The sequence below is a fragment of the Actinoplanes sp. L3-i22 genome (assembly GCF_019704555.1).
Taxonomy (GTDB): domain Bacteria; phylum Actinomycetota; class Actinomycetes; order Mycobacteriales; family Micromonosporaceae; genus Actinoplanes.
This window is the reverse complement of record NZ_AP024745.1, coordinates 9,156,876-9,174,089: the sequence shown is the minus strand read 5'-3', so window position 1 is coordinate 9,174,089 and position 17,214 is coordinate 9,156,876. Positions and strand designations below refer to the sequence as shown.

Genomic DNA, 17,214 nt, shown 5'->3' with positions numbered 1-17,214 from the left:
GATGGGTCTCCAGGAGATCCAGCAGCGGCTCGGGCTCTCCCGCCAGCGCATCCAGCAGCTGAGCGGACGCGACGGCTTTCCGTCGCCCTACCAGACCCTGGCCATGGGCCGAGTCTGGCTGGCCGACGAGATCGAAACCTGGATCCGCACCCACCGCCCCGCCCGCGCCCGCTCGACGCCACCCGACAGACAGCAGTCTCAGTTCTGTGAGGGCCGGGGCGACCGTGCGCCGAACAGCTCGAAGTAGCCCTCCCGGGCGTACTCCTCGTCCGGATCCAGATTCCGGAACGCCTCCGTCAGCGGATCCGGCGCCTCGGCGCCCCGCTCGGCAAGCAGATCCCGGACCACCGCGGCCAGCTGATCATTGGTCATGCGGGCCGCGCCGTCCGGAACCGGGCCGTCGAGCAGCCGCTTCAGAATCGCCGCCCATTGGGAGCTGACACCGTCGGCGTGCCGTGCCCGGCGGGCGGCGAGGTCACGCTCGTAGTCGAGGGTGATCAGCTGCTCCCAGTAGGGCCGGATGTGCTGGCGAACCCGCTCGTCCAGCTGAATCCTGATCTGGGGCCGGCAGGTGACGTGCTGGCCGCCCTTCTCGTACTTCCACTCACCGAGCTGGTCGAGCCGGTTCCGCAGCCGGCGTTCGAAGTCACCGCCACGGTGCGGCTCCACCTCACGAGCCAGGCCGATCGCCTCATCCTTGAGGTGATGATGGGCGTAGGGCAGGAAACGCTCGACAAGCGAGTCCAGGGCGTCGCGGTCGAGTCCGTCGCTCCTCCAGATGAAGACCCCGTGGATCTGGAAGTGGAACGCGAAGCCCCTGGCCGGCACGGTGAGCGGGGTGATCGTCCGTCGGGTGACGAGACGTCCTGGCGGCGGGGGCGGCGTCGGGGGAACGTACGGCGCCGGATCCGGCCCGCGCAAGGCGGCGATCCACCGCCGCCACAGTGCCGCGATCGCGCTGGCGAGTCGGTGCCACCAGCCGGGCCGGTCAGGGGGTTTACTGCTCTGGTCGGTCACTGCTTCCACTCCTCGATCAGTGTGGTGATCCAGTCGGGCGCGTCCGGCCGGTCCAGGTTGAACCGCAGCCGACGGCGCAGGATCGGGGCCTTCAAGGCCATCTCGTTGAGCAGGTCGGCGACCGGCTTGCGCGCGGCGACGTCGGTCTCCGCGTACTGAAGCCAGCCGAACAGCGCCGGCCAGGCCCGCCTCTTGGTGCTCTCGCCGAGCAGGGCGGCGTACCAGAGCGGGCCCAGGTCGTGGGGGAGGACGGTCCGATCCGCGAGGCCGGCCAGCAGCGCCGGAGCCTGGTTCCACCGGTCGCCGGCCGGGACGGTCGCCATCCGGACCAGCGCCCGGGCGGCGTGCCGGGTGACCAGGCGAGGTTCGACGTCGTCCCGGATCCACTCCGCCAGTGCGCCCACCACCAGTCCGGCATGGCCGGCTCGCAGCAGTTGCCGGACCGCCTCGGCGATGGTCCAGCTCCGCAACTGCGTGCGGTCGCCCGCGATGACCCGGAGATCGGCCAGGTTCCACCGAGGATCGCCCTGGTGCAGCCCGCTGGCATAGGCCGACGCCGCGGTGTCGTGCCGGGCCTTCGTCGCCACCGATACCCAGCGGTGCACCGCGCGCAGCACCCGTTCGCGCAGCGCCGGGACCGAACTGAGGATGACGACCAGTTGGGCGGCGGCCCGCCGCCGATGGACCCGACGGGAACCGGCCCACTCATTGATGACCGAGGCGAACACCTCGTCGAAGTCGGCCAGGGCCAGTTTGGTGACCGCCAGGACCGCGGTGGACACGAACTCCCTGCGGTCGACCAGCTGGTTCAGCCAGGCGACCAGGGCCGGACGGGTGTGATCGAACTCGTGCCAGGCGACGTCGAAGATCGCCGCGACCAGCGCGTCGTCGAGCCGGGCGGCCCGCCCGGGCTCCCGGCCGAGCAGCGCTCTGGTCGAGTGCTCCAGCGCGGTGCGGCCGAGCTCGGCCCAGCCCGACTCCGCGTCGAGCTCGGACAACAGCAGGCCGGTGGCGGTGAAGACCTGTCCGATCGGCTGGCCGACCGACGCGGCGTACGCGATGCGGAACGCCCGGCGATGCTGCCGCAGGCGCCGCCGGCCGGCCGGGCTCTCGTCACCGGTCACCTCGAGGTAGCCGCGCGCCTCCGCCCGTACCTTCGTGGTGTTGTGGCCCGAAAGGAAGGCATCCACCGCGCCCACCGGCAGCGACAACACCTGCGGGACGAGTGGGACGACCTCGGCGGGACGGTCCGGAAGGTGGTCTCCGGCGCCGATTACGTGCAGGTATTCCGGCAGGTCGGCGCGGCCGGGATCGGCCAGCCGGGCGTGTTCCCGGAACACGTCGCGCGGTGCGGGCGCGACGTGCTCGATCTCGCCGTCGACGCAGGCTCCGGTCCGCCCGGCCCGATCCCGGATCAGCACCAGCTTCGACCCGGCCTTGCGCACCCGCCCGTCCAGCAGGCGGGTGATCACCGCGGGATCCTCGTCCCGGATGTGCATCACGTAGCCCTGCCGCGCGGGCAACTCCGACTCCTCGTGGACGGCGTCGGCCACGCTCTGATCCGGCGGAATGTGGATCTCGGTGATGGCCCCGGCCGGGAACCGTCGCAGCAGCACCCGGCAGGCCGTGGTGAACCGGCCGGTCTCCGGAGCGCCGGTCAGGCAGACGGTCGTCCGGTCGGCGAGCAGCCGGTGCAGGGCCTCCTCGACGCCGGTCGGCGCGTAGCAGTGCGCGACGATGCCGACCGCGGCGGGCGGCGTGAGGATCGGGCGCTTGGTGAGCGCGAGATTGAACTGGTTGTTGCCGTTGCCGTACATCGACGAGCCATTGGCGGTGATGCCCGTGAAGATCTGCCCGGCCAGTCGTAGCCCGAGCATCTGTTCCAGGAACTCACGGCTCATCCGGAATTCGTCCGGAGCAACCTCCCGCTCCTCGAATTCGGATTTGCTCTCGGGCTCTTCGGCGCTCTCCGGGATGGCCTCAGGATCACTTTCGGGCTCGTCGGGCTCTTCCGTCGTGGTCTCGGGCGGCGGCTCCTCAGGATCCGGTAGCCGCTCGTCGTCGCTCATCGGGCACCCCGGTAGTGCTGGGTGTTGCCGTTGCCGAACATTGCCGGGCCGCTGGTGTGGATATCACTGAACATCTGCGTCGGCGGTTGTTCCGGGGGACCGGCCGGGTGAATGGGCGGCGGCTCCCGGCCGGGCCCGGCCGCACTCTCCTGAGCCGCGTTCTCGTGCGGGACATAGAGCCAGGCGATCTGCGCGAAGTCCTTGTCCGGCAGTTCCGCCAGCACCTTCTGGAACAGGTCAGGCCGCAGATCCTGGTAGTGGCAGACCACATCCGTATAGATCGGATCGGAAACGATCAGCGCCACGTTGGCCTGCGGAAAACGCCGCTTCAGGGCATCCTTCAGCACCGGCGAGTCGATGAGCCGGCAGACCGTGACCACCGCCTCGCCGGGAAAGCCGTTGGCCCCGTCGAGGTGCACCAGCCCCTGGTGCACGGCGACCCGCAGCCGGATTCGCCCCTCCGGGCTGCGGCCCAGGTTGTACTGGCGCAGATGACGGTCGAGAGTGGGCGTCAGGTTGCCGACCAGCGCCCGCTCGCCGGCGTCCGGCGGAAGGATCGCCAACTCGCCGTCGCCGGTCTGTTGCTGCAGCCAGGCGGGCCGCTCGATGCCGAGCTCGGCCGCGGCCTCGTCCATGATGCGGCGGAAATCCTGCTGGACACGGAACTGCAGCGGGTTGTTGCGGCGGCTGTAGCTCTCCATGTCGACCGAGATGAGGACCCGGCGCCGCGGGTCACTGAATTCAGGCACTGGGACGCACCCTCCGGTAGAGGTATCGGACCCCGATATCCCATCGGCCCAGCCCGCCGGAAATCTCATAAAAATATGGATTGTCGATTTTCTGGCATCGACACGCGCCACTTGAAGTTGCCGAAAGTAATGGAGATGATGCTGTGCGTGTCCGTAACTCGGTGGGTCAGCGGGAGTTCCGGAGTGCAGGACGGGCCCTGGTCGGCTCGCACACTGGTCGGCCGGCTCGCGCCCGCGGCCCGGGCCGCCCTGCTGCGGGCGGGTGTCCGGCGCACGTACCGCAGCGGCGATGTGCTGATGCACGAGGGTCTGCTGGAGACACATGTGGTCGTGCTGGAGAACGCGCTGGCCAAGGTGACCGCGTTGTTGCCGAAAGGCCGCCACGCCCTGATCGCGATCCGGGTCTCCGGCGACTTGGTCGGCGAGATGTCCGCCCTGAACAATCTGCCCCGCTCGGCGACGGTGACCGCCTGCCGCCCCTCGACGATCCGCATGATCGGCCGCGACAGCTTCCGCACGTTCCTTCGCGACCACGCCGACGCGGCGATCGAGGTGGCAGGCATGGTCGCCGAACGGCTACGCGCCGCCAACCGCCGCCGGGTCGACTTCGCGTCCTACCCGGCCAAAGTACGGATAGCGCGGGCGCTCGCCGAGATCGGCGCCAGCCACGGCCATCGCACCCCCGAGGGCATCGCCGTCGACCTCGAGATCACCCAGTCCGAGTTGGCGACGCTGTGCGGCACCGCGGACATCACCGTGCACAAGGCCCTGCACGACCTACGCGAGGCCAAACTGATCGACACCCTCTACCGAGGCTTCATCATCCGCGACCCCGAAGCCTTACGGACAACAGCAAAACTCACCCCGCAGTGACCCCACCGGAGGCCTCCAGATCGCCGCGATGGTTTGCTCAGGCGAACAACCTGTACGCCTGGGTGCGGCTGGTTCAGCAGCACTCACGCCCGATCTGAGGTGCGAGCTGATGAGCTACCGCATCCGCGTCGACCGAGGCTAGCCCTGTCCGGCTTGGCGATCTGTAAGCGGGCGGATCGTGAGCGCTCAGGAGCAGTCGGGTGTCGCGGCCATGCAGGCTGCGTGGTGTGAGCACCGCGACTGGGCACGGAGCACCGTGAACCCGGAGACGTCCCGCGGTGTTCAGATAGGCAGGTGTCAACCGATGCGCCCGGGCATAGGGGCGACATCAATCGACGAACATAGCCATACTCGCTGTGGAGCCGCGACGGGGGAGCGCCGATGGGGGAATTTGCCGACCAGCTGTCGGTGCTGTCCGTGCGCGCAGATTCACCTGATGGCAGGATCACCGGCTCGGTCGAGAGCCCGCCGCGGGCGAGCGTCCGGTTTCGCGACGGCGCCTACCGCGGGTACTCCGATGGTGAACTCGGGCATCAGTTGGGCCAGCTCGCCGCGTTGCTGTTCGCCCGCTATCGGCGTGAGTACGACGAGATCCTGGCGGCCTACCGTGACCTACCGGCGGGTTCCGATGCTGTGCAGTACACGACGCCTCAGGAGATCACGTTCCGCGAACGTCAGGCAGCGCTGACGGTGCACGGCCGGTCGACTCGAGGCCGGTTGGAGGTCGACACTCGTGCGCTGGTGCGCTGGGAGGTGCGCGTCGCCGCCGGTACGGTGTCAACGCTGTCCGAAGCGGAGTTTCTGACCGAGGCGGAAAGTGTGATCGTCGACGTCCTGCGCGACTGGCGGAGTCAGACGATCCTGCTTACCCACGAGATCTACGGCATTGGCGTCCCGAAGTGGCTGACGGATGCACGGCTCGGTCAGCGATGACAATCGGGCAGCCCGGGATCAGCCACAAACGACGAGGAGCGCACGTGACCGATCCGGAGCAGAAGCGGATGCAGCCAGGGCACTGGTTGCTCATCAGCATCGTCGCGCTGCTGGTCGTGGGCGCTGCCGCCGTTACGGTGTTCCGTCGTGATCAAGATCCAGATCGCCGCGCCGGTGGTGTCACCACGGCACCGTCGATGAGCAGGGCGGTGACGCCGGTTTGTGTCCCGAAAGTGGCCGAGACGGGCCAGAGCGTCCAGGAAGGCCTGGTCAGCTTCGGCATCGTCGTCACCAGTGACTGCCCCCTAGCCGCGGTCGGCAGCACGCTGGACGTCGTCGCGATCGGCAGAGACGGCGCGGAGCTGACCGGTGATCAGGCGTCTGCCAGCATCCCGCTGCCGGCGGTGCTGCCCGGACAGCGTGTCGGACTGGGTGGCGAATTGTTGGTGGACTTTGCTGCGCAGGTCAAGAGCATTCGCGTTCGTGTCCTGGACACTCAGAACGTGTCCGTGTCCGTGTTCTCGTCATGGCCGACGGTGCAGGTCACCGGAATCCGTCACCACGGTCCGGACTCGTCCGGCTATACCCAGGTGACCGGCACTCTGGTCACGGACCCGAATACAGCGAAGTTGTGCAATCCGCGGTACTTCCTTCTACTGCGTGACCGTTCCGGTGCGCTGATCTACGGCGTGGAGACGACGAAGAGCGGACCGTCATTCGACGAACGGCTACCGTCCGGGGTCGACTGGTCCAAGGGGGAGATCTTCGTGGGGATGGGCGTCCCGAAGCTCGGCCCGGTCAACACACAGCAGCTGACATGCCAGGGATGAGCCGAAGGGAACAATCATGACGGAGACCGGATGGCGGCTCGCGGCCGATCTGTCGGAGCTCAGGATGGTCGGCCAGGTTGATCTGCCGGCTCTGTCCTACACCTACTCGGCGCTCAACAACATGATCGACGACACTGCCGGTGCCGACGCCGCCGCGTTCTCGTGGTCGGCCGGGGGCTGGAGCCAGGCGTACGAGCCGTGGGCTGAATTGCGGAACTCGTTCCAGGAGTTGCTCGGTAAGACGTCCGAGAACATGGACATCGCCGGAGGCGCCGTGCTGCGCATCGTGGACCACTACGCCGCCGCCGACGATGAGGCGGCGGCCGCGCTGCGGTCGGCCTGGCAGAACGGTCCTCCGGCAACGCTGAACGGGGAGTACATCGTCCCGGGCGAGCATCCGGAAGTCCGATACCGGACCTGAGTAAACGGGCAACCACGGGGGCGCTATGACGGACTATCAGTACCACAGCATGGACGACCTGCGGCGACTTGGCGAGAAGATCCGCGACAAAGCCATCAAGGTGACGCTTCACCAGCAGGAGTCGTACGAGCAAGCGCAGCGGGAGGCCAACAACGATGCGACCCGCCACGAGACCGGCCAACCGACCCGATCGCAGAATTATCATCCGTCGGCGGACGGCAGGGCGGACGACGACGGAAACCTGAGCGCGTACGTCCATGACGCCTACTCAGCGATTCCGCAACTGTTCACGCAGTTCGGTGTTCCGGACCCCGCCGCGATGCAGCCTTCCGTCGACACGCTGTATCAGACCGCGGTCACCTTGCAACCCTCGCTCTCGGTCAAAGCCAACGGCGCCGACATCACCACGCCCATGCTGGTCAGTGGGGCGCCCGCAGTCGCGCCGGTGAAAGATTGTACCGACATCATGGAGATCCACCTCAAAAGCTGGAAAGGCCTAGCTGCCAACGCCTTCGACCTCTACTTCAAGCAACTGGAGTCGGCGTCTGTCCTGCAACATCAGATCGCCATCGATCTGGCGAACGGGCTGGAAGCGATGGCGGCCATTCGAAGGAGCATGCTGACCGACGTCTGGACGATCGGCACCGTGACCTACAAGGCCCTTGACGAGCTCGACGGCTGGTGTAGCCATTCGGCAAAAGAGGTGGCCCGCCTGACCATCGTCGGCGCCCTCGCGGCGGTTGCCTACGCGGCCACCGACGGTGTGGCCGCCGTCCTGGTGGAGACGGTGCAGAGCGCGGCGACGATCATGAGTTCGATGGCCACCATCAACCAGCCGGCGGAACAAAACATCGAGGGCGCCACGGTGCCTCCGATCCTCGACGGCATGGCCACCGCTCTCAACCGGGTACGCGCCGCTACCGAAGAGCAAGAACGCGTAGTGGCGCAAGCGATGGCCACAGTATCCGCGAGCTTGGAGCAGAAACGAAAGCGCGCCCTGATTCGCGCACCTTACGAACTCACCACCGCTGCGAGCCTTCCGGTAGCCGCCCTCCAGCCGGGCAGTCGCTTCGCTTTCTACGATGACTAGCGTTCGTTTCCGCCAAGGCTCCGGAGGCCTTGCCGCGGTTCTGGCGAGGGCCGGGTGAACCGCGATCGATCAGCCGGAGACGGTCGGTGTCAGGCTGGCCGATTTCGGGTCGTGTACTGCGATGCCAGCCGTGCGGAAGAAGGCCAGCAGCGTCGTGCCGAGTGCATCGACCTTGTCGTCCTCGACGAAGGCCATGCCGTAGTCCGCAATGCAGGCGGCGACGCCCAAGGCGACATTCCGGATGGAACAGTCTTCTCTCAAATTAGGCTCGGCTCCGGTTCGCATGGCGTCCGATCCGCTCAGTCAGGCGCCGCGCTTGCGGAGCAGGCGGGTGACGCTGCGGAAACGGATGGCCTCCGAGCTGCCGGGGGAGTGGTACTCGACATGACCGATCGCCCCGCGCCGGAACTCGACCACCGGCACACCCGCGCGGATCTGCGACGCACGCACCAGCGACTCGGCCTCCGATTCACGTAGCCAGCAGACGAAGCGCGCACCGCCCGCCGAGGGCCGCTCCAGCAACGCATTGGCGCGGTACTTGATCGCGTCGGGTGAGCCGTCCGAGTAGTACCGGACCCACCCGGTGACCTTGCCGTTCTCGCGGATCGGGGCGTCGATCTTCGTCTGGTAGGCGCGTAGCGCCGCCTCGGCCTCACCCGGCCTCACCCAGGCGACGCTGCGGAATCCGTCGGGAACGGGCACGTAGCGAGAGGCGCCGGCCGTGGCGGCCTCGACCTCCTCCGCGGAGAAGGTCGGTTCGGTCTGCCGAGGCAGTTGCTCCGGCTGCGTGACAGTGGCCGTGGGCGCCGGAAGCGGCTCGGCGACAGCCGCAACAATCGGCTCCGCAGGCGCAGGCGCAGGCGCAGGCGCAGGCGCAGGCGCAGGCGCAGGCGCAGGCGCAGGCGCAGGCGCAGGCGTGGCGTCGGCCTCGGGCACCGGCGGCGTTGAGGGCTCAGGTTCGGACACCACCACTTCAGGCGCCGCGACCCCACCCAGTTCTTCGATGCGCCGCCACAGCGGCGCCATCGCGGCCTCCGGATTACGGCTGAACGCGCTTCCCCGAATCCGGACGAACACGCAATTGCCGACCCGCTCCAGCAATGCCTGCCGCCGGATGTCCTCTTCCCACTTCTCCGGCCCGTGATAGGCATCGCCGTCGCACTCCACGGCCAGCCGACGACCATCGGCCATGGGCAGCACGAAGTCGATCCGATAGCTGCCGATCTTGAACTGGGGAAGCGGCCGCAGATCCCGCAACAGCATCCGCTTGAGAACCGCGCGCTCGAAGTCGCTGTCGCAGCGCTTCTCCAGCTCCTCGTACGCTTCCGTGGCCGAACCGACGTTCTGGCAATAGGTCAGCAGCTTGCCGCGGGCGTCGTCAGCGGGAACGTCGTTCGCCTGGAACGAGTGGAACACCCACAGTTGGTCGCGCGCCCGGGACGCCGCGACGTTGACCCGGCGGTGAAAGTCGCGCTTGGTGAACGGCGCGATCCGCTCGTGCGCCGAGGCGACCAGCGACAGCAGCACCACGTCTCGTTCGTCGCCCTGGAACGTGTACGAGTCGCCGACCCGCAGCCGCCGGCGTTCCATCTCATCGAGACCGATCCGCTCCTGCAACTGCTGCAGCAGATACATACCCTGGTCACTGGTGCTCAGCAGGCTGATCACGCCGAGCGACTTGCCCTCATACGCCGGGTCGGCCACGATCGCCGCCACCCGTTCCACGAGCAGGCGCGCCTCCTCGACGTTGACATCACCGAACGAGTCCACCGCCTGCCGGACACCGGCCGGGACGTGAACCGTGCGGACCGGCGCACCGATCCCGGCCGGACGATCCGTACGCAAAGGCTCGATCTTGTGGTCGTAGTAGTTGGCGCTGGAGAACTCGATGATCTGCGGGACGCAACGGAAATGCTCGGTCAGCAGAATCCGGTCGGAGCGGCGCACCGCGTGGTCGTAGAGGCTGCCCTCCGGATCGAACTGGTTCGCCGACGGCACGTCGTCGAGGTGCGCCTGGATGAGCCCCTGCACGTCGCCGACGAAGGTGAGCTGCGGGCCGATCTGCTGGTCGTCGCCGACGACCACGGCACGTTCGGCGAGCGCGAGCACCGGCAGCGAGAACATGTCGGCCTGCGACGCCTCGTCGACGATGATGACGTCGAAACGGGCGCCGCCGGCGAACTGTTCGACCGCCCGGTCGATCGACATGACCCAGACCGGCACCGCCTCGACCGCGGCAGCCATCTGCCGCTGCGCCTCCGCCTGCCAGTGGGACGCCTTCTTGCCCGTACCCTTGCCGATCTTGCGCAGCGAGGTGGCCCAGTCGGCGAGCGCGGCCCGCTTGCGGTCGTCGAGCGCCTGGGACACCGCCAGCCAGGCCGACGCGACCACGAGCTCACGGGTCAGGTTGCGGATGCTGCCGCGGGTGCGTTCCACCCGGCGGCTCAGCGTCTCCGCGTCGAGGTCGCCGATGACCTCGTCGAACCAGGTCTGCGCCTGCCGCCACCGCCAGCGCAGCAGGCAGTCCGAGCCGGTGCCCTGCAATGCGGCCGCCTTGCCGGCATCGATCTCGCTCGCCCACTGCGGTGCGAGCGCCGCGAGGCGAGCGGCCAGCCCGGCATAGGTGGTCGCCTCCGGACGTAGCGCTGCCAGCCGCCGGATCTCGGCACACGTGTCGTCCCAGCCGGTGAGCTGCGGTTCCTGCCACTGCAGGTCGAGGATGCGCCACAGATCACTGGCCTCGGGATGCGACATCCCCTGCTGCAGGCGCGCGGTCACGGTGTTCTGGGCGGCGGTCACCTGGTCGTACTCAAAAAGGTTTGTGGCTCTGGCCAGTAGTTCCGCCGCAGGCTGCAGCGTGGCCGAGTCGGCCCGCGGCTCCAGCTGCGGAATCGCCTGGCGCAGTGCCGCATACAGATCGGGCCACTCGTCGTGGTCCCAGCGGACCGCGACCCGGGCCTGCTCGATGAGCCCGCTGACCCACATCTCCGGCGCGCCCTGCACCTCGGCGGCCGGGATCGCCAGCCACTGTGCCCAGTCGGTCCACCGGCCGGCGAGCTGACTGCGCACCTGCATTCGCGTGACATGGGCGCTGACGAGGTCGACGTCCTCGACGGTGCGCAGCGGTTCGCCATCGACGAGGCACTCCGCGACCAGTTTCGCGAGGCCGCTCTGGAACAGCCGGCTGATGCTCTTGCCGGCCGCGAAGCGCTGCCGCGCCTCGGCCAGCTCGGCCTGCAACTGGCGCGGCTGGGCCGCGTACCCATCGGAAACCGTGACCGCGTGCCCGCCGAGCGCGAATGTCAGCTCCGCGAGTTGGGCGATCGCTGCCTGGCAGGCGACGACATGCTGGTTCCACAGCTGCTGCCACTGCGGGTCGGCCAGTTGCCGGCCGAGGCGATCCACCCAGGCGCCTTCACGCCGGCGCAGCAGGCCGATCGCGTCGTTGAGCCGCCGGGTGAGCTCCGCGAATCCCTCGGGCCCGAACTGGCGGACCGCCTCCAGGTGCACGCCGGCGTCGGAGACCTCGGTGAGGCCCGCGGCGAGTGTGGCGAGGCGCTGCCGGGCGACGCGAACGGCGTCGCTCTGCGGCAGGTCCGCATGCACCGGCAGATGGCGCAGGCTCTGCACCCGATCATGCCGGCTCAGGGTGCCGGCCAGCCGCAGCAGCACCGCGAACTCGTCGGCGGCCAGCGGCGCGGCCTGGTCCTCCCGGACCGGGTCCGGGAGGTCACCGAAGGCCTCCTCGCGAGCTGCGAGCCACTCACCCACGTCAGGCGCGTTCAGCAAGGCGTCATTTATGCGGTACGTACGGGCGTCGCTCTCCGCAATCGATCGCAGTGCGCCGAGGGCCCGGCCGAGTTCGCGTTCCGACTCCTCGATCTGCGCGGTCAGCGTGGTGATCAGGCTCTGCTCGCGCCGCTGGTCGAGAGTGGCGGCCCGGTCGGAAAGCTCCCGTGCGGCCAGCTGGAGCTGAACGAGCTGGTCGGCGGAGCGGCCCAGCACCGCCAGGCACAGCGACTTGACCTCGTCGGGCAGGCCGTCGCGCAGCACTCGCAGCGGGTCCTCCTTCTGCGCCACGACCAGCACCCGCTTGCCGTTGGCCATCAGGTGGCAGATCAGGTTGCGGATGGTGTGCGTCTTGCCGGTGCCGGGCGGCCCCTGGACGGCGACGTTGCGGTTGCCGGCCAGCCGTCGGGCGATCGATTCCTGCGCCTCGTTGGTGGGCAGCGGCATCAGCAGCCGGCCACCGACCGAGCCCCATCGCTGCGGGTCCTCGCCGGGCATCCGCAGCCGGCTCGGCTCGTGGGCGAGGATGGAGGCGAGCGCACCCACCCCCGCGGTGTTGCCGTCGATCAGCCGGTCGCGGAAGTTCTCCAAGAACCGGCGCAGCATCCGCTGCTTGGGCCGGACGAACAGCACACCGGTGTCATGGATGTGCGGCTCGCTGATCGACGGGCCGGTCGCCTCCCGCAACAGCGGTTCGTGGCCGAGCCGCCGCAGCGCCCGCTCCAGCAGCTCTCGCCGTTCCAGCCGGTCCCAGAGGTCGACCGTGACCAGGCCGTTGTCGCCCAGGGCGAGCAGTTGACGCAGGTGCTGATCGTCGAGGCCGGAGAGCGCGTCCATCTGCAGGCGGCCCGGTCCCTGCGGGGAGACGCTGACCATGCCCTTGTCGGGGTGGTACTCCACGGCCACCGGTGTCGCGACCAGCGGATACCGCACCTGATGGCCGGCGACATCCAGGTGCACGATGCCGTGGCCCCACACGAGTTCCTCGGTGGCGGCGTTCATGTCGAGCCGGCTGCGCATCTCGTTGAGCCGGGCGTACAGGTCCCGGGTCGCGATCACCTGGCGCATCTGTTCCGCCCACGGTTGCCAGTGAGTGGAGATCCAGGCCGTCACTTCCGCGGCCAGCTGCCGAGTCTGTTCCGGGTCGGTGCCCGGTGGCACCTGGAACTCGGGTTCCCGGTCGGGCGTCAGCGGGCCGTCCAGCAGCTGCGCGATCCGGGCCGGCGCGACCGGCGTCGCCAGCTTCGGCATCGGTGGCCGAGTGACCCGCAACCAGCTGGTCTCCTCGCCGCCGGGCCCGAGCTGGAGGTGATTGCCCAGCTCAGGCAGTCGATGCTCCCAGATGGTCGCGCCGGTCGGCACGGTCCGGGCGGGGCGTTCCATCTGGGCACGGACGGCCAGCAGATATTCGGTCAAGGCCGCGGCCCGCGTACGGATGGTCGCGGGCGCATCCTCGTCGAAGAGCAGCGAGGTCATGTGCCTGTGTACTCCTTTGCCGGACCGGTCGTGCCGCTTGCCGAGGCTATCGCGGTCATCGTCGAAGGGCGGGGCACCGGCCGGGGACGTTCGGACGGTCCTTGCTGCCCGGTCGTCCGGATATCCGGTCAGGACCGGATCATCGCCCCGTTCAGGGTGTTGACGAGCTCGTCGTAACCGCGCTCACAGCGGTTGAAAGCTGGCTGTGGGGCTGTCTACGCGGCGTTGACGTCTTCCTCGCCGGCAGTCACCTCGTCGAGGAGGTCATCGATCTCGACCGCCGTCGCGTCCATGACTGGGTCGGGGCCCTCGGCATCGGCCACCGACGTCCGCGCGGCGATCCATTTCTCCCAGGACAGGCCGTGCTTTTCCGCCAGGTAGCGGGCTCGGTAGAGCCGCGTCGCGTCGTCGATGGCCGAGTGGAGCATGTTGAAGCTCAGCCCGGCAGCGAGAATGCCGCCGGCGATCGGCACGATCTGGGCGAGCTTTGCCTTGGTCAGCTTGAAACCGAGCAGCTTGAAGATCTGCGTGAGCACCTGGACGAGCGGTGCTTTGCCCAGCTGGTCCCAGGTCGCGCGGCGCATCATCTGCTGGGTGAGGCGCGACAGGCTGGCCAGAGCGGCCGTCTTGCTCGCCGACGTCGACGCCATGCTGTAGTTCAGGACGCTCATCAGGAACAGCTCCTCGCCGGGCTCCTGCGGGTCGTAGCCGTAGTGGACGGCGACCTCCGCCACCGCCCGCCCGAGCAGTGCCAGCGAGGCCGCCGCGTCGGACGCCACCGCCAGCAGGGCGATTCCGGCCGTCGTGCCACCACTGACCGTCGTGCTGACTGTCGCCCCGGTGATCAGAACCGAGGCGACGCTGGACTCGAGGACCCCGAGGAGCGGGATGGTCAACGCCGGCCGGCCCTTGTCGAGCTCCTTGAGGTCAAGCGACCCGAAGGGCGACTCGGGATCCAGTTCCGGGTGCTTGTGGCGCAATTTCTCCACGCGCTTGTCCAGCGATGCTGAACGCACCGCGGGCAGGAAGACAGCCTTGAAACTGCCCTCCAACGCCTTGCCGATCGTCTCGTCGCCGACCTCCAGCGCCCGGCCCGCGCCGGGAATTCTGCGGAGCTGCTCGCCGGCGCGCTTGGTGACAAGAGCAACCTTGCCGGCCACGCGTGTCGGCAAGGCGTTCCGGCGCTTCCGCTCGCCGTCCAGCAAATCGGCCCAGGCCCGGGTCTCGTATTCGGACATGTCCTCCCGCATCAATCTTCCTTCCGTTTGCCCAGTCGCTCGCGGGCGACTTTCAGGCAGGCCTGCAGGGTCTCCAGGGGTACGCGCATCGCGCTGGACAGCACGTGATCGGGGCTCGTCTCGCCGCGTTCCGCCAGGTCGTCACGGATGGCGAGCAGGCCGCGGTGGTAGGCGTCGCCGTCCGGCGGAAGCTCGGCGAGGCGGTTCTCGGCGTACTGCCGCACCATGATCCGGTGCCCGCCGACGTGAAGCACCTCGTTGAACTCGTCGGTCATGTCGCCGAGGTGCCGATTCGCCCGGCGCAGAGTCTCGGAGGTGATGCCCGCCGGCACCGGGCCGGTCAGCTCGATGACGAGCCGCCGCGGGCCCGCCGGGTAGATCTCCGACTCGGAGCTGTCCCATTCGCCGACCACGTGCAGATCTGCGGAGCGTCGTTCGAGGTAGGTGTACTTGTTCACCCCGGGATCCCGGCGACGTCGGTGACCTTGACGCTGATCTTGGTCGTGCTGCTCTTGGTGCTCAGCGAGATCTCGTCCTGGTCGTACTTGGTACCGGTCAGCTCGAACGTGCCGACGATCGGGCCGCTCTCATCCCCGATGACCTGGTAGGTGACCTCCCAGGTGTCGTCCTCGGACAGCGTCGGGCCGTCGTAGCCGACCTCCACCTTGATCCGGACGTTGCATCCGGCCGAGCCGAAGCACTGCTTCTTGGTGATTTTCGGCGTCAACGTGAGATCCGAGACGGCGAGCGTCGGCCCGGGCGCCGCCGTGGTCTCGGCGGGCTCGGGGTCCGCCTGGTTCGCTGCCTGCTCGAGATCCCAGGCGCTTGCGGTGGCCGGGGCGGCGGCTTCCGGCTTGCTGCGGTGAGTGATCGCCAGCGTGCCCAGGACGGTGAGCGCGATCAGGATGACCGCGCCGGCGCCGACGGTGGTGATCAGCCAGGCGGTGCTCCGGCTCTTCGGCATCTCGGGAGCGGTCATCGCAGGGCCACCTTCACGCCGCCGGAGAACATCGAGTCGTGCAGGTCGAGCTCGGTCAGCTTGGTCCCCTTGGGAACGTCGAAGACGAGCTTGCCCTTGACCGTGTTCCCGGGGTTGATCTCCTGGAACAGGATCTGGTTGTCCCCGTTCGCGTACATCGCCGCGGCGGAGTCGACCGAGTACTCGACCTTCTTGGCGTCGTACGCCTTCTGCTCGGAGTCGAGGAAGGTCTGCGCCTCCTTGCCGATGTTCTTGATCGTCAGGTCGATCAGGCAGAACTGCCCCTGAGCCTTCTGGTTGAGAAAGTCGGAGCCGACCTTGGTGGCGCCGCACTTGACCCCGGTGACGGTGAACTGAAACTTCCCGTCCTTGGCCGCCTGGCCGAGCCCCGGCGTCTCGTCCTTCTTCTCCGCCTTCTCGGTCTTCGTGGCCGCACCAGTCGTAGTCGCGACGTCAGCGGCTTCGGTGGGGGCGGTGTCGTCCCCGCCGGAGGCAATCGCGCTGCCGCAAGCGATCAGCGTCAGCCCGACAAACCCGCCGACGATCCATGGCCACTTGCTCTTCTTCTTGGGAGTCGGGGCAGGAGGGAAGGGCTGCTGGGGAAAGGCCATGGGAGTGCTCCATCAAATTCTAAGGGGTAGGCGTGCACAGACTGTCGCTGTGACTCCCCCACTGTAGCAGAGAATAAGTTGGCGATGTCAACACATTAAACGTCGTTGCTGTTAACGCCTGGCGGGACCCCTGCCCGCCTTCCATTCGGCGATCACGGGATGTCGGGCCGTGATCTTGTGTGATAGACGTACGCAGATGCGGGCTTATGCGGGCGTGACCGACGGAGATTGGTATCGATTCCTGGCGGCGCGCCCGGAACTCGACGAGGTCAACTTCTGGCGCCCGGCGGGAGGCCGCGCCTTCCGGGCGCTGGCAGTCGGTGAACCGTTCTTCTTCAAGACCCATTTCCCGGAGAACCGCGTGGTCGGGGGCGGATTCTTCAGCGGTTTTGCCGCCCTGCGACTCTCCGAGGCGTGGGAGCTGTTCGGTGAGGCCAACGGTGTCGAAAGCATCGACCGCATGCGAGGCCGTATCGGCCGGTACCGGCGCGCACCGATCGGGCTGGCGGAGGATCCGGAGATCGGCTGTGTCTTCATCCGGGACACACGGTTCTTTCCCGCCAGCGAGACGGCAGATGCGCCGCCGAACTTCGCCTCCAACATCGTGCAGGGCAAGGGCTATGACCTGTCCGACGACGTGGAGAGCGGCTACTTCCGTGACCTGCTGGAACGCCTCGTTGGTTCTGTCGCCGAGTCCTTGGACTTGACGCAGTCCTGGCATCGGCCTGGTCCCGTTTACGGCGATCCGCGCCTGGTGCCACAGCGGATGGGCCAGCAGTCCTTCAAGGCGGTCGTCCTCAACGCGTACCGCGGGCGCTGCGCCATTACTGGTGACCGGATTCGGCCGGTTCTCCAGGCGGCCCACATCCGACCGTTGCCGGCCGGTGGCGAGCACCGGCTGGACAACGGCCTGCTTCTGCGGTCAGACATGCACACCCTGTATGACAAGGGTTACCTCGGCATCGACCCGCAACACCGCCTTCTGGTGAGTCCGCGTTTGCGTGCCGAGTTCGGCAACGGCGAAGCGCTCTATGCCCGCGTAGGTGAGCCGATCGCCGTTCCGGAGCAACGAGTCGACCGGCCCAACCGCGAGTTCCTGGAGTGGCATTTGGCGACGGTCTACAGGGCGGTGTGACGGC

At 68.1% G+C, this 17,214-nt stretch carries 16 protein-coding genes; 7 read left to right on the top strand and 9 right to left on the bottom strand.

What is annotated here, in order from left to right; translation table 11 throughout:
- Position 1 precedes the first annotated feature (1 nt).
- Entirely contained in the window at positions 2-247 is a 246-nt protein-coding gene (locus L3i22_RS54725) for a helix-turn-helix transcriptional regulator (protein ID WP_370644287.1), read from the top strand.
- On the opposite strand, the gene L3i22_RS41080 is transcribed toward L3i22_RS54725, so the two are convergent.
- The 3 genes from L3i22_RS41080 to L3i22_RS41070 are packed head-to-tail and all read right to left on the bottom strand — an operon-like array spanning position 199 to position 3,835.
- Positions 199-1,017: a hypothetical protein gene (locus L3i22_RS41080; protein WP_221322834.1), complete on the bottom strand. Its 819-nt coding sequence runs from the start codon at positions 1,015-1,017 to the stop codon at positions 199-201. The two genes, L3i22_RS54725 and L3i22_RS41080, sit on opposite strands and share 49 nt — an antisense overlap.
- Entirely contained in the window at positions 1,014-3,086 is a 2,073-nt protein-coding gene (locus L3i22_RS41075) for a hypothetical protein (protein WP_221322833.1), read from the bottom strand. Before L3i22_RS41075 ends, L3i22_RS41080 begins: the two co-directional genes overlap by 4 nt.
- On the bottom strand, positions 3,083-3,835 hold the full coding sequence (locus tag L3i22_RS41070; protein ID WP_255657555.1) for a hypothetical protein: 753 nt from the start codon (positions 3,833-3,835) through the stop codon (positions 3,083-3,085). The genes L3i22_RS41075 and L3i22_RS41070 overlap by 4 nt, the downstream gene beginning before the upstream one ends.
- A gap of 147 nt (positions 3,836-3,982) precedes the next feature.
- Here L3i22_RS41070 and L3i22_RS41065 point away from each other — a divergent pair, with 147 nt between their 5' ends.
- The 5 genes from L3i22_RS41065 (at position 3,983) to L3i22_RS41045 (ending at position 7,982) form a co-directional block, all read left to right on the top strand.
- Entirely contained in the window at positions 3,983-4,708 is a 726-nt protein-coding gene (locus tag L3i22_RS41065) for a Crp/Fnr family transcriptional regulator (RefSeq protein WP_255657554.1), read from the top strand.
- A 381-nt stretch (positions 4,709-5,089) separates the two neighbouring features.
- A complete protein-coding gene (locus L3i22_RS41060; protein ID WP_221322832.1) occupies positions 5,090-5,641 on the top strand; it encodes a hypothetical protein in 552 nt (183 codons plus the stop codon).
- Between the two features lie 44 nt (positions 5,642-5,685).
- Positions 5,686-6,471: a hypothetical protein gene (locus tag L3i22_RS41055; protein WP_221322831.1), complete on the top strand. Its 786-nt coding sequence runs from the start codon at positions 5,686-5,688 to the stop codon at positions 6,469-6,471.
- 16 nt (positions 6,472-6,487) lie between these two features.
- The gene (locus L3i22_RS41050; protein WP_221322830.1) at positions 6,488-6,892 is read left to right on the top strand and encodes a hypothetical protein; all 405 of its coding nucleotides are present in this window, start codon (positions 6,488-6,490) and stop codon (positions 6,890-6,892) included.
- Positions 6,893-6,917: 25 nt separating this feature from the next.
- Positions 6,918-7,982 carry a hypothetical protein gene (locus L3i22_RS41045; protein WP_221322829.1) on the top strand — a complete coding sequence of 355 codons (1,065 nt, stop codon included), beginning with the start codon at positions 6,918-6,920 and terminating at the stop codon, positions 7,980-7,982.
- Positions 7,983-8,051: 69 nt separating this feature from the next.
- On the opposite strand, the gene L3i22_RS54045 is transcribed toward L3i22_RS41045, so the two are convergent.
- The 6 genes from L3i22_RS54045 to L3i22_RS41020 all read right to left on the bottom strand — a co-directional run bounded on the left by L3i22_RS54045 (position 8,052) and on the right by L3i22_RS41020 (position 16,075).
- Positions 8,052-8,177: a hypothetical protein gene (locus tag L3i22_RS54045; RefSeq protein WP_255657553.1), complete on the bottom strand. Its 126-nt coding sequence runs from the start codon at positions 8,175-8,177 to the stop codon at positions 8,052-8,054.
- A gap of 108 nt (positions 8,178-8,285) precedes the next feature.
- On the bottom strand, positions 8,286-13,247 hold the full coding sequence (locus tag L3i22_RS41040; protein WP_221322828.1) for an AAA domain-containing protein: 4,962 nt from the start codon (positions 13,245-13,247) through the stop codon (positions 8,286-8,288).
- Positions 13,248-13,462: 215 nt separating this feature from the next.
- A complete protein-coding gene (locus tag L3i22_RS41035) occupies positions 13,463-14,497 on the bottom strand; it encodes an EcsC family protein (protein ID WP_221322827.1) in 1,035 nt (344 codons plus the stop codon).
- On the bottom strand, positions 14,497-14,943 hold the full coding sequence (locus L3i22_RS41030; protein WP_221322826.1) for a hypothetical protein: 447 nt from the start codon (positions 14,941-14,943) through the stop codon (positions 14,497-14,499). Before L3i22_RS41030 ends, L3i22_RS41035 begins: the two co-directional genes overlap by 1 nt.
- Positions 14,940-15,464 carry a hypothetical protein gene (locus L3i22_RS41025; RefSeq protein WP_221322825.1) on the bottom strand — a complete coding sequence of 175 codons (525 nt, stop codon included), beginning with the start codon at positions 15,462-15,464 and terminating at the stop codon, positions 14,940-14,942. Before L3i22_RS41025 ends, L3i22_RS41030 begins: the two co-directional genes overlap by 4 nt.
- Positions 15,461-16,075, bottom strand: coding sequence for a DUF4352 domain-containing protein (locus L3i22_RS41020; RefSeq protein ID WP_221322824.1), 615 nt, complete (start codon positions 16,073-16,075; stop codon positions 15,461-15,463). The genes L3i22_RS41025 and L3i22_RS41020 overlap by 4 nt, the downstream gene beginning before the upstream one ends.
- A gap of 214 nt (positions 16,076-16,289) precedes the next feature.
- On the opposite strand from L3i22_RS41020, the gene L3i22_RS41015 reads away from it, so the two are divergent.
- Positions 16,290-17,210 carry an HNH endonuclease gene (locus tag L3i22_RS41015; RefSeq protein ID WP_255657552.1) on the top strand — a complete coding sequence of 307 codons (921 nt, stop codon included), beginning with the start codon at positions 16,290-16,292 and terminating at the stop codon, positions 17,208-17,210.
- Positions 17,211-17,214 lie beyond the last annotated feature (4 nt).

Coding starts and splice junctions, on each gene's coding strand:
- L3i22_RS54725 (WP_370644287.1), top strand. CDS start 2: ATGGGTCTCCAGGAGATCCAGCAGCGGCTCGGGCTCTCCCGCCAGCGC.
- L3i22_RS41075 (WP_221322833.1), bottom strand. CDS start 3,086: ATGAGCGACGACGAGCGGCTACCGGATCCTGAGGAGCCGCCGCCCGAG.
- L3i22_RS41060 (WP_221322832.1), top strand. CDS start 5,090: ATGGGGGAATTTGCCGACCAGCTGTCGGTGCTGTCCGTGCGCGCAGAT.
- L3i22_RS41050 (WP_221322830.1), top strand. CDS start 6,488: ATGACGGAGACCGGATGGCGGCTCGCGGCCGATCTGTCGGAGCTCAGG.
- L3i22_RS41045 (WP_221322829.1), top strand. CDS start 6,918: ATGACGGACTATCAGTACCACAGCATGGACGACCTGCGGCGACTTGGC.
- L3i22_RS54045 (WP_255657553.1), bottom strand. CDS start 8,177: ATGGCCTTCGTCGAGGACGACAAGGTCGATGCACTCGGCACGACGCTG.
- L3i22_RS41040 (WP_221322828.1), bottom strand. CDS start 13,247: ATGACCTCGCTGCTCTTCGACGAGGATGCGCCCGCGACCATCCGTACG.
- L3i22_RS41035 (WP_221322827.1), bottom strand. CDS start 14,497: ATGCGGGAGGACATGTCCGAATACGAGACCCGGGCCTGGGCCGATTTG.
- L3i22_RS41025 (WP_221322825.1), bottom strand. CDS start 15,464: ATGACCGCTCCCGAGATGCCGAAGAGCCGGAGCACCGCCTGGCTGATC.
- L3i22_RS41020 (WP_221322824.1), bottom strand. CDS start 16,075: ATGGCCTTTCCCCAGCAGCCCTTCCCTCCTGCCCCGACTCCCAAGAAG.